Origin of the sequence: Escherichia sp. KCJ4928 (assembly GCF_004352695.1) — a bacterium.
Taxonomy (GTDB): domain Bacteria; phylum Pseudomonadota; class Gammaproteobacteria; order Enterobacterales; family Enterobacteriaceae; genus ECMA0423.
This window is the reverse complement of the sequence record NZ_SJWV01000094.1, coordinates 1-15,439: the sequence shown is the minus strand read 5'-3', so window position 1 is coordinate 15,439 and position 15,439 is coordinate 1. Positions and strand designations below refer to the sequence as shown.

Below are 15,439 nucleotides of genomic sequence, written 5' to 3'. Positions count from 1 at the left end.
GTTTAATTATATCGAATGTGATTACAATCGGTGGCGGCGGCACAGTTGGTGTGGCGGCCTCAGTCCGGAACAATTTGAAAACAAGAACCTCGCTTAGGCCTGTGTCCATATTACGTGGGTAGGATCACCATGCCCTGCTCTTATAATCCACCGGCCACTGACCAAAATAGTTGGCGATATTGTCTTTAAACTCGCCGGTTAAGCGATGCGTCAGATAACCCGAAAAAGAGGTGACATACGCCACGTCAGGATTCGTATGTTCGTAAGGGCGTGTAACGCGTGCATCCTGCCAGCTAATCAACGGCGCAGCTGGCGTGCCGTCGGCTTTCAATAACGCACGGCAGCAACGGATGGAGCCCAGGCCGATGCCAACAATATCTTCTTTATTCCCGGCAAACTGGCTCATCAAACCGTGACCTGCAAAACATAATGATGCCCATAAATCGTCGTCAGGATGTTCTGCAGTATCGGCATAAGGCGTGTGCATCGGCTGTAATAAGCCTTTACCTTCGCAAACCACATTACCTTCCAGATCGTACATCACCACTTTTGTGCTCTGACTTCCGCCATCAATCCCTATGATGTATTTTTTCGACATGATTTTTCTCCTGTAATTTTCCTGGCTTACTTGCTGCTAGCCATTGCGGGGGCGCTATCAGCAGTACGAATTTTTTGGAACAGCAAAAAGGTAAAGACAATCACCATGGCAAGCGCCGCCATTCCCATCAGCCACATATTGCGGTAGGCTTCTGCTGCGGGCAGGGTGTCTTGCCAGTGGCCGATAATCGGGTAAACGAAGACATCCGGCAGGAATCCAATCACCGAACAAATACCTACCGTGGTGCCCATAATGTAAGACGGTGTTCTCGCTTCGCCAGGGCAGGCCCAGTACAGCCCGCGTGAGGCGTAACAGGTGAATCCCAGCAGTAAAATCAGGCCAATCCCCATCGCGACCGATTGCGGGTTAGAGTTCGTGACGAGCAGGGCAGTTAACGCCAGCAGGCCGAGTACGGAAAGGATTTGGATCACGCGGGTAGGGGATTTCACTTTACTGTAGGTGGTGATAATGCCGCCAAGTGGGCCGCACAGCGCGCGGAAGATTTTGTTGATCACAATCCCCATGTAGCTCGCTGCCACCAGCGACATGCCGTACATTTCGGTCAGATAGTTGGTGGAGTAACTCAGAATGGCGTAGATTGTGAAGACACCAAAAATCACCATGCTGCAATACCAGGTGGTGCTGATACGTAAAACGGCAAGGATGTCGCTAAGCTGGAATGACTGTTTTTCTTCGTTATTGGCACTGCGCAGGTTGTTGTTATCGCTAACAAAAAACCAGCACAGAATCCCCAACAAGATGTAAACCACACTGTAGATGATAATGACTGTTTTCAGGCTGGCGCTGTCATCCGGTGCAAAGCGAGAAAAGACCCACATGGTAAACACCGCCAGCGACATTACACCGACGCCGCGCAGCCCTTCCATCCAGCCCATAATTTTCCCTTGCTCACTATGATCGCCCAGCAACGAGGCGGCTTTAATCGACACCGACCACAGCATTAAAATCGTCGTTATCGCAAAGGCGACCTGAATACAGAGCATTACCCACAGCGGTGGATACGTTGCCATTAACAGACCCAGTAATCCGGTAATGATCATCGCGGAAGTAATCATTTTGCGGTGTGAAAATTTATCGGCAATAACGCCGCTGGGGGCATAAAGAATAATAGCCGCAATACCAAAGGTACTCATTATTAAACCTATCTCGGTATTGCTGAATCCCATAAATTTCGCCATGGGAATTTGATAAATATAACGTAAATAAGCCAGGTCAAAACTAACGCCGCCGCTAAAACTAATTATCGCGAGGGTTATCCAACGGCGATATGAGTTGTGTTGCATATCGTATTCCCATTTGTAATAGACAAAAAAAAGAGAAAAGTAAGCCGCCCTTTCAGGTGGATTACTTTTCTCAGGTCTCTAGTAATTGCAATAAGAAATAACATGGAAAGCAGAGGTGTTGTGTGAGAGTAATCACGCTTCTGCTTTTTAAAACTATTTGACAATACGAATATCACACTGTGATTACGATCACATTAGCAGTTATGCCGTTATGCTAAAAATTATCTCCAGTTACCAGAGATAATGAGAAAGGTAACTTCCCTCTCGCGGGGGAAGTTACCTTTCTTTTTTTTTGCCTTACGGAAATTGGAGCTAACTATGTCAATCGAATCTCTCAATGCGTTCTCAATGGATTTTTTCTCACTGAAAGGTAAAACCGCAATTGTTACCGGTGGGAATAGCGGTTTAGGCCAGGCATTTGCCATGGCGTTGGCCAAAGCTGGCGCAAATATCTTTATTCCTAGTTTCGTCAAAGATAACGGCGAAACAAAGGAAATGATTGAAAAACAGGGTGTTGAGGTGGACTTCATGCAGGTGGATATCACCGCAGAAGGCGCGCCGCAGAAGATTATCGCTGCTTGCTGTGAGCGTTTCGGTACAGTTGATATTCTGGTAAACAATGCCGGTATTTGTAAGCTGAATAAGGTGCTGGACTTCGGTCGTGCCGACTGGGATCCGATGATTGATGTGAACCTGACCGCCGCATTCGAGTTAAGCTATGAAGCTGCAAAAATTATGATCCCGCAGAAAAGCGGCAAAATTATTAATATCTGTTCATTGTTCTCTTACTTAGGTGGACAATGGTCACCTGCATATTCTGCCACTAAACATGCTCTTGCCGGATTCACCAAAGCTTATTGTGATGAACTAGGTCAATATAATATTCAGGTAAATGGTATTGCCCCTGGCTATTATGCAACAGATATTACGCTGGCGACACGCAGTAATCCAGAAACCAATCAGCGCGTTCTTGATCATATTCCGGCAAACCGTTGGGGCGATACTCAGGATTTAATGGGCGCAGCTGTATTCCTCGCAAGTCCGGCTTCAAATTATGTCAATGGGCATTTATTAGTGGTCGATGGTGGTTATTTAGTGCGCTAATCCATAACGGTGGTTTCTGTTTTCTCTTATTAATGATTATTCCATTTTTATTATCAGGAAGGAATTACTATGTCTTTATCTCGCGCAGCGATTGTCGACCAACTAAAGGAAATTGTTGGTGCAGATCGCGTAATTACCGATGAAACAGTATTAAAGAAGAACAGTATTGACCGTTTTCGTAAATTTCCGGATATTCATGGCATTTATACTTTGCCGATTCCGGCAGCGGTCGTAAAACTCGGTTCCACAGAGCAAGTATCCCGTGTGCTGAATTTTATGAATGCGCACAAAATTAACGGTGTGCCGCGTACCGGCGCTTCCGCCACTGAAGGTGGGCTGGAAACCGTTGTGGAAAACTCGGTGGTACTCGACGGCTCCGCCATGAATCAAATCATTAATATTGATATTGAGAATATGCAGGCGACGGCGCAATGTGGCGTTCCGCTGGAGGTGCTGGAAAATGCGTTGCGTGAAAAAGGTTACACCACGGGGCATTCTCCGCAGTCAAAGCCGCTGGCTCAGATGGGCGGCCTGGTAGCAACCCGCAGTATCGGGCAGTTCTCCACACTCTACGGCGCAATCGAAGATATGGTCGTTGGTCTGGAAGCAGTATTGGCTGATGGCACCGTCACACGCATTAAAAACGTGCCACGCCGCGCGGCTGGCCCGGACATTCGCCACATCATCATCGGTAACGAAGGTGCACTTTGCTATATCACTGAAGTAACAGTGAAAATCTTTAAATTCACCCCGGAAAACAACCTCTTCTACGGCTATATCCTGGAAGACATGAAAACCGGCTTCAACATCCTGCGTGAAGTCATGGTGGAAGGGTATCGTCCGTCGATCGCTCGTTTGTATGACGCTGAAGATGGCACCCAACACTTCACCCATTTTGCAGACGGAAAATGCGTGCTGATCTTTATGGCTGAAGGTAACCCTCGCATTGCGAAGGCGACGGGCGAAGGGATTGCGGAAATCGTTGCCCGCTACCCGCAATGCCAGCGCGTGGACAGCAAGCTGATCGAAACCTGGTTTAACAACCTGAACTGGGGACCGGATAAAGTGGCTGCCGAACGTGTGCAGATCCTCAAAACCGGCAACATGGGCTTTACCACTGAAGTGTCCGGCTGCTGGAGCTGCATCCACGAAATCTACGAAAGCGTTATTAACCGTATTCGTACTGAGTTCCCGCACGCCGACGACATCACCATGCTGGGCGGTCATTCCTCTCATAGCTATCAGAACGGCACCAACATGTACTTCGTCTACGATTACAACGTCGTTGACTGTAAGCCGGAAGAGGAAATCGACAAGTACCACAATCCGCTCAACAAGATCATCTGTGAAGAAACCATTCGCCTCGGCGGTTCGATGGTGCACCACCACGGTATCGGTAAACATCGCGTTCACTGGAGCAAACTGGAACACGGCAGCGCGTGGGCGTTGCTGGAAGGGCTGAAAAAGCAGTTCGATCCTAATGGCATTATGAATACGGGTACTATCTATCCGATTGAAAAATAATGTGTCAGGCAGCGTTCCGCGATGACGGGGCGTTGCCTTTTCGGCTTCTCAGGCGAGAAGCCGTTCTTATTACCGGACAATGAAGGGGTAAAGATGAACACTTCACCGGTGCGAATGGATGATTTACCGCTTAACCGTTTTCACTGCCGCATTGCTGCGCTCACTTTCGGCGCACACCTGACCGACGGTTATGTTCTCGGCGTCATTGGTTACGCCATTATTCAGCTTACGCCCGCCATGCAACTGACGCCGTTTATGGCGGGAATGATCGGCGGCTCGGCGCTCCTTGGTTTGTTCCTTGGCAGCCTGGTTCTTGGGTGGATCTCCGACCATATTGGTCGGCAAAAAATCTTCACCTTCAGCTTTTTGCTGATTACGCTTGCTTCGTTTTTACAATTTTTTGCCACCACGCCAGAGCATCTTATTGGACTGCGCATTTTGATTGGCATTGGTCTGGGAGGTGATTATTCAGTAGGTCACACCTTGCTGGCTGAATTTTCCCCGCGCCGCCATCGCGGTATTTTGCTGGGCGCATTCAGCGTGGTGTGGACCGTAGGCTATGTGCTGGCAAGTATTGCCGGACATCACTTTATTTCCGAAAACCCGGAGGCCTGGCGCTGGCTACTGGCATCGGCAGCTCTGCCCGCGTTGTTGATTACGTTATTACGCTGGGGAACGCCAGAATCACCACGCTGGCTACTGCGCCAGGGGCGTTTTGCAGAAGCTCACGCTATCGTGCATCGCTATTTTGGTCCCCATGTTTTACTGGGCGATGAAGTGGTAACGGCGACCCATAAACACATCAAAACCTTGTTCTCTTCGCGTTACTGGCGGCGCACGGCGTTTAACAGCGTCTTCTTTGTCTGCCTCGTAATCCCATGGTTTGTGATTTATACCTGGCTGCCAACTATCGCCCAGACTATTGGTCTGGAAGATGCGCTGACTGCCAGCCTGATGCTTAATGCGTTGTTAATTGTGGGCGCGCTGCTGGGATTAGTTCTGACGCACCTGCTGGCACATCGCAAATTTTTGCTGGGAAGTTTTTTGCTGCTGGCGGCAACGCTGGTAGTAATGGCCTGTTTGCCTTCCGGCAGTTCATTAACGCTGCTGCTTTTTGTTCTCTTCAGCACCACCATTTCGGCAGTCAGTAATCTGGTGGGCATTTTGCCTGCGGAAAGTTTTCCTACTGACATTCGCTCGCTGGGCGTCGGTTTTGCCACCGCCATGAGTCGACTTGGCGCGGCGGTAAGTACTGGCCTGCTGCCGTGGGTGCTGGCGCAGTGGGGAATGCAAGTCACCTTATTGCTCCTGGCGACAGTGTTGTTGGTTGGTTTTGTTGTGACCTGGCTATGGGCACCAGAAACTAAAGCCCTCCCGCTGGTGGCGGCGGGAAATGTAGGAGGTGCGAATGAACATTCTGTTAGCGTTTAAAGCCGAACCGGATGCCGGAATGCTGGCGGAAAAAGAGTGGCAGGCGGCGGCTCAGGGTAAAAGCGGACCGGATATTTCGCTACTGCGAAGTTTACTCGGTGCTGATGAACAGGCCGCTGCCGCGCTGCTGTTGGCGCAGAGAAAAAACGGTACGCCGATGTCTTTAACCGCGTTGAGCATGGGGGATGAACGGGCATTGCACTGGCTGCGCTATCTCATGGCTCTTGGGTTTGAGGAAGCTGTATTGCTGGAGACGGCGGCAGATCTGCGCTTTGCGCCGGAATTTGTCGCTCGCCATATTGCCGAATGGCAGCATCAGAATCCGCTGGATCTGATAATTACCGGCTGCCAAAGCAGCGAAGGGCAGAATGGGCAAACGCCATTTTTGCTGGCGGAAATGCTGGGCTGGCCCTGCTTCACCCAGGTGGAGCGTTTCACTCTCGACGCGCTGTTTATCACCCTCGAACAGCGTACTGAACATGGGTTGCGTTGTTGCCGGGTTCGCTTGCCTGCGGTGATTGCCGTGCGTCAGTGCGGTGAAGTGGCCTTGCCAGTACCGGGAATGCGCCAGCGAATGGCTGCGGGGAAAGCAGAAATTATCCGTAAAACTGTTGCTGCCGAAATGCCAGCGATGCAGTGTCTGCAACTGGCAAGAGCAGAGCAACGACGCGGAGCGACGCTGATTGATGGGCAAACGGTAGCAGAAAAAGCTCAAAAGCTATGGCGGGACTATTTACGCCAAAGGATGCAGCCATGAATATCGCAATTGTGACAATAAATCAGGAGAATGCCGCAATAGCAAGCTGGCTGGCGGCGCAGGATTTCAGCGGTTGTACCCTGGCGCACTGGCAGATTGAACCTCAGCCTGTAGTGGCGGAACAGGTGCTGGATGCGTTGGTGGAACAGTGGCAGCGAACGCCTGCGGACGTTGTTCTCTTTCCGCCGGGAACGTTTGGCGATGAACTGTCGACCCGGCTGGCCTGGCGTTTACATGGTGCAAGCATCTGCCAGGTGACTTCGTTAGATATTCCAACCGTAAGCGTGCGCAAATCCCACTGGGGAAATGCGCTAACGGCGACGCTGCAAACAGAAAAACGCCCGCTATGCCTTTCCCTGGCGCGTCAGGCGGGAGCAGCGAAAAACGCCACGTTGCCCTCTGGAATGCAACAACTGAACATTGTCCCGGGTGCGCTTCCCGACTGGCTGGTTAGCACAGAGGATCTGAAAAATGTTACTCGCGACCCATTAGCTGAGGCCAGACGGGTGCTGGTGGTGGGGCAGGGCGGAGAGGCAGATAACCAGGAAATCGCTATGCTGGCAGAAAAGCTGGGAGCCGAAGTGGGCTACAGTCGGGCGCGAGTGATGAACGGTGGCGTTGATGCTGAAAAAGTGATTGGTATTTCCGGACATCTGCTGGCACCTGAGGTGTGTATTGTTGTTGGCGCTTCTGGCGCAGCAGCGTTAATGGCGGGCGTACGCAATAGCAAGTTTGTGGTGGCGATTAATCATGACGCCAGCGCTGCGGTATTTTCACAGGCAGATGTTGGCGTGGTTGATGACTGGAAAGTGGTGCTGGAGGCACTGGTGACAAACATTCACGCAGATTGCCAATAACGTGTTGCCGGATGATCCTGCCTACGGTTCTGGCCTGGGGACTTGTAGGCCTGATAAGACGCGTCAAGCGTCGCATCAGGCGCTGAATGTCGGATGTGGCGTGCGGCCTACAAATCAAACCAAATTCAATTGGTTACGATTATCCCGTCAAAGTAATTTTTTCGCTAACGTCCAGACCCCGGTATTCGTGGTGGAAAGCGCCACGACACCCGCGTTAATCGCATTACGCGCATCTTCTTCATCGCACACCAGCCCACCGGCAATCAGCGGTTGGCGGATTTTCTCTGTCACCCAGCCCAGCACTTTGGGCATACAGCCTGGCAGGATCTCAATACAATCCGGATTCGATTGCGCAACTTGCTTATCAATGTTGTGAAACGAAATTGAATCAACAATAAACAGGCGATGAATACAGAAAAAACCTTCCGCTCTTGCCGCTTTCAACATTGAGGCTTTGGTACTGATAATGCCGTCCGCCTCGGTCACCAGTTTCAAAAACTGAATAACGACTTCTTTATTTGACGCGCCTTCCAGCAAATCAACATGAATAAAAGCATATTTCCCGGCGTTCTTAATCTTTTTAACGATATTACTGATGGTGCAGATATTGCCGTACAACACGGAAATAAACTGGCATTCAGAATCGATAGCCAGTTGCAGGCTGGCATTATCTTTAACGGCAGCAATCACCGGATTCTGGCGGAGCAGGTGTAAGAGGGGCATAAATTATCCTTATTATTTATCCAAAGCGGTAGGTGATGCCGAATCCGGAAGGCGGATAGCGCCACTGTTGTAGTGTGGATTCGTCGCACAGCAAACGGCAGGTGCCACACTCCAGGCAGCCGTGATAATCAACGCGTAAGTCACCTTCCGGTGTGAGCGAAAAAAGACCTGCCGGACAGGCGTTAATCAACCGTTGTACCATCTGACGCTCAACGGAGTCAGCCGGAACAATGTGCGGCGCATCAGCAACGCGCCAGAGATTATGGGCTACAGACATCGCAGACTCCTGATAACATCGCCCGCCAGATGCCACAGGCCATGACGACGTAAATGACGCCAGAATAACTGGCGCAGCGGTGGAACAGGTTTATCACCCTGATCCCATAAATCGCGGGAAATATCCTGCATTAACGCAGGCCACGCCCGATACCAGCCAGGGCGTTGCAAAAGCGCCGGAACATGCTGATAACGCTGTAGAATATCCCATAGCAGGCTGCGCTCGACGTTGTGATGATAAAGCGCAAACAGATTTTGCGGCTCGCGGTGCTGGCAGGCGCTTATCAGCGTTTGTGCCGCCGCCTGTGCGCCAGTCAGCGCCATATCCATGCCGCGCACGGAAATTCCGGTATTGACGCAACTGCGCAACGCATCGCCCACCAGCAGCCAGCCGTTACCGGCGTATTGCACCGGCATACTGTGCAAGCCACCTTCTGGCACCAGATGCGCACCATACTCCAGTGATTCCGTGTTTTTGATAAGCGGGCGCACTGCCGGATGCGCTTTAAAGCGAGTCAGCAACTCGCTTGCCGGAACACGACTTTGCGTAAGGGAAGAGAGCGGGCAAACAATCCCTAACGAGAGCGTTTGTTGATTAGTATAAAGAAATGCGCCGCCGGGTAAGTCATCACAGATTCCGCCGCTGAACAGCAACGCTGCGCCTTCGTTATTCTCCAGATGAAAACGTTCTTCAATAGCGGATGTTTCCAGCGACAGCACTTCTTTGATCCCCAACGCCATCGCTTCGCCAGCAGGACGAGTCACTAACCCGTGACGTTCAGCCAGGACGCTGTTGGCACCTTCTGCCAGCACCACATAACGGGCGCGGAGAATATCGTCACCACAAATGACACCACACACCCTGCCGTTTTCTTCATACAGCGCATCCACCGTCGCACCGGGGATGCATTCGACACCTTCTTTTTCGGCTTCGGCAACCAGCCACGGATCGAACCGTGCACGTAATACACTCCAGGATTCACCGCCGGGCTGTAAGCTGGAAAACGTCGTTGCACCATCCGGCGTTAACAGGGAAAGGCTTTCGTGAGTGATGCGTCGTTCAAGAGGCGCGGTCAGGTGAAATTGCGGGAGGAGTTCCGCGAGTGCATGGGTATATAACCGCCCGCCGGAAAGATTTTTGCTGCCGGGGATTTCAGCGCGTTCCAGTAACAAAACGGATAAACCCGCTCGCGCGCAGCGTAACGCGCAAGCGGTGCCTGCAATACCGGCACCAATAATAATAATGTCGCAGTCGTCTTCCATGTCATGCCCCAGATATCCAGAACACAACACCCTAACATAGCGTTACTTAAGGGAAATTGACCGCCGACACACTCTTATCATTCGCCGCGATAGATACAACCTGCGGTACAGGTTTCTTTTACCATCACCGCACTTAACAGCGGCACAACGGGTTTAACCTGATCCCAAATCCATTTTGCTAAAACTTCGCTGGTTGGGTTTTCCAGACCTGGAATATCATTGAGATAATGGTGATCGAGGCGCTCATAAGTTGGCTTAAACGCCGCTTTCAGTTCAGCGAAATCGATAATCCAGCCCGTATGCGGATCGACTTCCCCGGTAATTTCCAGTCGCACCATAAAGGAATGCCCGTGCAGGCGACCACATTTATGCCCTTCCGGGACGTGTGGTAAGCGGTGAGCGGCTTCGAAGGTGAAATCTTTAAATAACGTGGTGGACATCATAATTTCTCTACAGGACGATAAAACCGCCGTAGAGTACCGGAAAGGCTGTTTTTTCGCATTATCTAAAACGACTTTGTTGCGCAAAATCGCTGATTTATCTTAATGATTGGCTAAATTCATTTGTTTTTCATTAGGTTGGTTAATCTATTTTGTTGTTAAAGACTATTGCTAAAACAGGTTAGTCGATTTGGTTATTAGTTATCGCTATCCCGTCTTTAATCCACACCGTTCACCCCGTTAACCTTACCTTCTCTTCTGTTTTATGGGCGCTGACAGGGCGCAGAAACAGCTTTGCTTACTGGAACATAACGACGCATGACGACACAGGTCCCACCTTCCGCGTTGCTTCCGTTGAACCCGGAGCAACTGGCACGCCTTCAGGCGGCCACGACCGATTTAACGCCTACCCAGCTTGCCTGGGTTTCTGGCTATTTCTGGGGCGTACTCAATCAGCAGCCTGCTGCGCTTGCAGCGACGCCAGCGCCAGCCGCAGAAATGCCGGGTATAACTATTATCTCCGCCTCGCAAACCGGCAATGCGCGCCGGGTTGCTGAAGCATTACGCGATGATTTATTAGCAGCAAAACTGAACGTTAAGCTGGTGAACGCGGGCGACTATAAATTCAAACAAATCGCCAGCGAAAAACTGCTTATCGTGGTGACGTCAACGCAAGGAGAAGGGGAACCGCCGGAAGAAGCCGTCGCGCTGCATAAGTTCCTGTTCTCCAAAAAAGCGCCGAAGCTGGAAAACACCGCATTTGCCGTGTTTAGCCTCGGCGATAGCTCTTATGAATTTTTCTGCCAGTCCGGGAAAGATTTTGACAGCAAGCTGGCGGAACTGGGCGGTGAACGCCTGCTCGACCGTGTCGATGCCGATGTTGAATACCAGGCTGCTGCCAGCGAGTGGCGCGCCCGCGTGGTTGATGCGCTTAAATCGCGTGCGCCTGTCGCGGCACCTTCGCAATCCGTCGCTACTGGCGCGGTAAATGAAATCCACTCCAGCCCGTACAGCAAAGACGCTCCGCTGGTGGCGAGCCTTTCGGTTAACCAGAAAATTACCGGACGTAACTCTGAAAAAGACGTTCGCCATATCGAAATTGACTTAGGTGACTCGGGCCTGCGTTACCAGCCGGGTGACGCGCTGGGCGTCTGGTATCAGAACGATCCGGCACTGGTGAAAGAACTTGTCGAACTGCTGTGGCTGAAAGGCGATGAACCTGTCACCGTCGAGGGCAAAACGTTGCCTCTGAACGAAGCGCTACAGTGGCACTTCGAACTGACCGTCAACACCGCCAACATTGTTGAGAATTACGCCACGCTTACCCGCAGCGAAACACTGCTGCCGCTGGTGGGCGATAAAGCGAAGTTACAGCATTACGCCGCGACGACGCCGATTGTCGACATGGTGCGTTTCTCTCCGGCGCAACTGGATGCCGAAGCGCTGATTAATCTGCTGCGCCCGCTGACCCCGCGCCTGTATTCCATCGCCTCCTCGCAGGCGGAAGTCGAGAACGAAGTACACGTCACCGTTGGTGTGGTGCGTTACGACGTGGAAGGCCGAGCCCGTGCCGGTGGTGCCTCCAGCTTCCTCGCGGATCGCGTGGAAGAAGAGGGCGAAGTCCGCGTATTTATCGAACATAACGATAACTTTCGCCTGCCCGCTAACCCGGAAACCCCGGTGATTATGATTGGCCCAGGCACCGGTATTGCGCCGTTCCGCGCCTTTATGCAGCAACGCGCCGCCGACGAAGCGCCAGGTAAAAACTGGCTGTTCTTTGGTAATCCGCACTTTACGGAAGACTTCCTGTACCAGGTGGAGTGGCAGCGCTACGTCAAAGATGGCGTGCTGACACGTATCGATCTTGCCTGGTCGCGCGACCAAAAAGAAAAAGTTTACGTACAAGACAAACTGCGCGAACAGGGCGCGGAGCTGTGGCGCTGGATCAATGATGGTGCCCACATTTATGTCTGCGGCGACGCTAATCGCATGGCGAAAGACGTTGAGCAGGCACTTCTGGAAGTGATTGCCGAATTTGGTGGCATGGACACCGAAGCGGCGGATGAATTTTTAAGTGAGCTGCGCGTAGAGCGCCGTTATCAGCGAGATGTCTACTAATGAGCGAAAAACATCCAGGGCCTTTAGTGGTCGAAGGAAAACTGACAGACGCCGAGCGCATGAAGCTTGAAAGCAACTACCTGCGCGGCACCATTGCGGAAGATTTAAACGACGGTCTGACCGGCGGCTTTAAGGGCGATAACTTCCTGCTGATCCGCTTCCACGGCATGTATCAGCAGGATGACCGCGACATCCGCGCCGAACGTGCTGAACAGAAGCTGGAGCCGCGCCACGCGATGCTGCTTCGCTGTCGTCTGCCGGGTGGGGTGATTACCACTAAACAGTGGCAGGCGATCGACAAATTTGCCGGTGAAAACACCATCTATGGCAGCATTCGCCTGACCAACCGCCAGACGTTTCAGTTCCACGGCATTCTGAAAAAGAACGTCAAACCGGTGCACCAGATGCTGCACTCGGTCGGTCTTGATGCGCTGGCGACAGCTAACGACATGAACCGTAACGTACTCAGCACCTCGAACCCTTACGAGTCGCAGCTGCACGCGGAAGCGTACGAGTGGGCGAAGAAGATTTCTGAGCATCTGTTGCCTCGTACCCGCGCGTATGCGGAGATCTGGCTCGACCAGGAAAAAGTCGCCACTACTGATGAAGAACCGATCCTTGGTCAGACCTACCTGCCGCGTAAGTTCAAAACCACGGTAGTGATCCCGCCGCAGAACGATATCGATCTGCATGCCAACGACATGAACTTCGTGGCAATCGCCGAAAACGGCAAGCTGGTAGGCTTCAACCTGCTGGTGGGCGGTGGGCTTTCTATCGAACACGGCAACAAGAAAACCTACGCCCGCACGGCGAGCGAGTTTGGCTATTTGCCGCTGGAGCATACGCTGGCGGTGGCCGAAGCCGTCGTGACAACTCAGCGTGACTGGGGTAACCGAACCGATCGTAAAAATGCCAAAACCAAATACACGCTGGAGCGCGTGGGGGTTGAGACGTTTAAAGCGGAAGTGGAGCGTCGCGCGGGGATCAAATTTGAACCGATCCGTCCATATGAGTTCACCGGACGAGGCGATCGTATTGGCTGGGTTAAGGGCATTGATGATAACTGGCACCTGACGCTGTTTATCGAAAATGGTCGCATCCTTGATTATCCGGGGCGTCCGCTGAAAACCGGCCTGCTGGAGATCGCGAAGATCCACAAAGGCGATTTCCGCATTACGGCGAACCAGAATCTGATCATCGCCGGTGTACCGGAAAGCGAGAAAGCGAAGATCGAGAAGATCGCCAAAGAGAGCGGTTTAATGAATGCCGTCACGCCGCAGCGTGAAAACTCGATGGCCTGCGTGTCATTCCCGACTTGCCCGCTGGCGATGGCGGAAGCAGAGCGTTTCCTGCCGTCTTTTATCGACAACATCGATAATTTAATGGCGAAACATGGTGTCAGCGATGAGCATATCGTGATGCGTGTAACAGGCTGCCCGAACGGTTGTGGTCGCGCGATGCTGGCGGAAGTGGGCCTGGTGGGTAAAGCGCCGGGTCGCTACAACCTGCATCTTGGCGGCAACCGCATTGGGACACGTATCCCACGGATGTATAAAGAAAACATCACCGAGCCGGAAATCCTGGCGTCGCTTGATGAACTGATAGGGCGCTGGGCGAAAGAGCGCGAAGCGGGTGAAGGCTTCGGCGACTTTACGGTGCGTGCGGGCATCATTCGCCCGGTGCTCGATCCGGCGCGCGATTTGTGGGATTAACCATCAGCCCGGTCTTGTAGGCCTGATAAGACGCGTGAGCGTCGCATCAGGCAAGGCAAACAGTGAGGAATCTATGTCCAAACTCGATCTAAACGCCCTGAACGAACTGCCGAAGGTAGATCGCATTCTGGCGCTGGCAGAAACTAACGCCGAACTGGAAAAACTGGACGCTGAAGGCCGCGTTGCCTGGGCGCTGGATAATCTGCCCGGTGAATATGTACTTTCTTCCAGCTTTGGCATTCAGGCGGCGGTGAGCCTGCATCTGGTGAATCAGATTCACCCGGATATTCCGGTGATCCTCACCGACACCGGCTATCTGTTCCCGGAAACCTACCGCTTTATTGACGAGTTAACGGACAAACTCAAGCTCAACCTGAAAGTGTACCGCGCTACCGAAAGCGCCGCCTGGCAGGAAGCACGCTACGGCAAACTGTGGGAACAGGGCGTTGAAGGCATTGAAAAGTACAATGACATCAACAAAGTCGAACCGATGAACCGGGCGCTGAAAGAACTGAATGCGCAAACGTGGTTTGCTGGCCTGCGCCGCGAACAATCCGGCAGCCGCGCCAATTTACCGGTGCTGGCAATTCAGCGTGGCGTATTTAAAGTGCTGCCGATTATCGACTGGGATAACCGAACTATTTATCAGTACCTGCAAAAACATGGCCTGAAATATCACCCATTATGGGATGAAGGATATTTATCGGTCGGTGATACCCATACAACCCGTAAATGGGAACCTGGCATGTCGGAAGAAGAAACACGTTTCTTTGGCTTAAAAAGGGAATGTGGATTGCACGAAGGGTAAATATTGCCGGATAAATTAAACGCCTCTGTCAGAAATGATGGGGGCGTTTTTATTTTGCGAGCAGTATTCCTGATTTTAAACGTGAACGCCGCTGGAAGAATTATCAGGTATAGAATGGCGTCGGGTGCTTGAGGCTGTCTGGCGTTAAGCATTCGCGAGGTTCCAGATGGACAAAAGCCCCAGGCGATATTTCTATCAACCTGAGGCTTACGTTCGAACCCAAACAATTCGAATGTTAGTCTCTTCTTTGCAGGGAGGCAAGACATGCTGACAAAATATGCCCTTGTGGCAATCATAGTGCTGTGTTTTACAGTACTGGGATTCACGCTGATGGTAGGCGACTCGTTGTGTGAGTTGAGTATCAGAGAACGTGGTATGGAGTTTAAGGCAGTTCTCGCTTACGAATCGAAGAAGTAGCCACCACGCGGGGGTAAAACCCCGCGTACTGAATTGTGATGGTTTGGTCTCCTGCACCCTTTTTTAATTTATATTGTTTATGTGAATATTATGCCTATGTTTATTAT

General features: G+C 51.8%; 15 protein-coding genes and 1 pseudogene. 10 read left to right on the top strand and 6 right to left on the bottom strand.

What is annotated here, in order from left to right; translation table 11 throughout:
- Positions 1–97: IS3 family transposase (locus tag E0D98_RS14445; RefSeq protein WP_071531949.1), on the top strand; the 97-nt coding region annotated here is incomplete at its 5' end.
- A gap of 30 nt (positions 98–127) precedes the next feature.
- Here the strand turns inward: E0D98_RS14445 and E0D98_RS14440 are convergent.
- Positions 128–598: pseudogene (locus E0D98_RS14440) on the bottom strand (FGGY family carbohydrate kinase); the annotation flags it as partial.
- 26 nt (positions 599–624) lie between these two features.
- On the bottom strand, positions 625–1,902 hold the full coding sequence (locus E0D98_RS14435; protein WP_001164567.1) for an MFS transporter: 1,278 nt from the start codon (positions 1,900–1,902) through the stop codon (positions 625–627).
- A 318-nt stretch (positions 1,903–2,220) separates the two neighbouring features.
- Here E0D98_RS14435 and E0D98_RS14430 point away from each other — a divergent pair, with 318 nt between their 5' ends.
- The 5 genes from E0D98_RS14430 to E0D98_RS14410 all read left to right on the top strand — a co-directional run bounded on the left by E0D98_RS14430 (position 2,221) and on the right by E0D98_RS14410 (position 7,575).
- Complete coding sequence (locus E0D98_RS14430) at positions 2,221–3,006, top strand: SDR family oxidoreductase (protein WP_000021321.1); 786 nt, start codon at positions 2,221–2,223, stop codon at positions 3,004–3,006.
- Between the two features lie 69 nt (positions 3,007–3,075).
- A complete protein-coding gene (locus E0D98_RS14425; protein WP_000059312.1) occupies positions 3,076–4,530 on the top strand; it encodes an FAD-binding oxidoreductase in 1,455 nt (484 codons plus the stop codon).
- Between the two features lie 21 nt (positions 4,531–4,551).
- A complete protein-coding gene (locus tag E0D98_RS14420; protein ID WP_000147666.1) occupies positions 4,552–5,961 on the top strand; it encodes an MFS transporter in 1,410 nt (469 codons plus the stop codon).
- Positions 5,939–6,718: an electron transfer flavoprotein subunit beta/FixA family protein gene (locus E0D98_RS14415; RefSeq protein ID WP_001324445.1), complete on the top strand. Its 780-nt coding sequence runs from the start codon at positions 5,939–5,941 to the stop codon at positions 6,716–6,718. The genes E0D98_RS14420 and E0D98_RS14415 overlap by 23 nt, the downstream gene beginning before the upstream one ends.
- Positions 6,715–7,575: an electron transfer flavoprotein subunit alpha/FixB family protein gene (locus E0D98_RS14410; protein WP_001299097.1), complete on the top strand. Its 861-nt coding sequence runs from the start codon at positions 6,715–6,717 to the stop codon at positions 7,573–7,575. The genes E0D98_RS14415 and E0D98_RS14410 overlap by 4 nt, the downstream gene beginning before the upstream one ends.
- Before the next feature lie 147 nt (positions 7,576–7,722).
- Here the strand turns inward: E0D98_RS14410 and E0D98_RS14405 are convergent, their stop codons facing one another.
- From E0D98_RS14405 to queD, 4 genes are all read right to left on the bottom strand, one after another.
- A complete protein-coding gene (locus tag E0D98_RS14405) occupies positions 7,723–8,298 on the bottom strand; it encodes a glycerol-3-phosphate responsive antiterminator (RefSeq protein ID WP_001130266.1) in 576 nt (191 codons plus the stop codon).
- A gap of 16 nt (positions 8,299–8,314) precedes the next feature.
- A complete protein-coding gene (locus E0D98_RS14400; RefSeq protein ID WP_000109367.1) occupies positions 8,315–8,575 on the bottom strand; it encodes a ferredoxin family protein in 261 nt (86 codons plus the stop codon).
- Entirely contained in the window at positions 8,566–9,837 is a 1,272-nt protein-coding gene (locus E0D98_RS14395) for an FAD-dependent oxidoreductase (protein ID WP_001349983.1), read from the bottom strand. Before E0D98_RS14395 ends, E0D98_RS14400 begins: the two co-directional genes overlap by 10 nt.
- Before the next feature lie 77 nt (positions 9,838–9,914).
- Positions 9,915–10,277 (bottom strand): 6-carboxytetrahydropterin synthase QueD, encoded by a 363-nt coding sequence (queD, locus tag E0D98_RS14390; RefSeq protein WP_000108294.1) that lies wholly within the window; start codon positions 10,275–10,277, stop codon positions 9,915–9,917.
- Between the two features lie 318 nt (positions 10,278–10,595).
- On the opposite strand from queD, the gene cysJ reads away from it, so the two are divergent.
- From cysJ to E0D98_RS14365, 4 genes are all read left to right on the top strand, one after another.
- Positions 10,596–12,395: an NADPH-dependent assimilatory sulfite reductase flavoprotein subunit gene (gene cysJ, locus E0D98_RS14385; protein ID WP_000211897.1), complete on the top strand. Its 1,800-nt coding sequence runs from the start codon at positions 10,596–10,598 to the stop codon at positions 12,393–12,395.
- Complete coding sequence (gene cysI, locus E0D98_RS14380; RefSeq protein WP_050877100.1) at positions 12,395–14,107, top strand: assimilatory sulfite reductase (NADPH) hemoprotein subunit; 1,713 nt, start codon at positions 12,395–12,397, stop codon at positions 14,105–14,107. The genes cysJ and cysI overlap by 1 nt, the downstream gene beginning before the upstream one ends.
- Positions 14,108–14,180: 73 nt before the next feature.
- Positions 14,181–14,915: a phosphoadenosine phosphosulfate reductase gene (gene cysH, locus E0D98_RS14375; protein ID WP_000039843.1), complete on the top strand. Its 735-nt coding sequence runs from the start codon at positions 14,181–14,183 to the stop codon at positions 14,913–14,915.
- A gap of 264 nt (positions 14,916–15,179) precedes the next feature.
- On the top strand, positions 15,180–15,332 hold the full coding sequence (locus E0D98_RS14365; protein WP_000956460.1) for a Hok/Gef family protein: 153 nt from the start codon (positions 15,180–15,182) through the stop codon (positions 15,330–15,332).
- Positions 15,333–15,439: the final 107 nt, after the last annotated feature.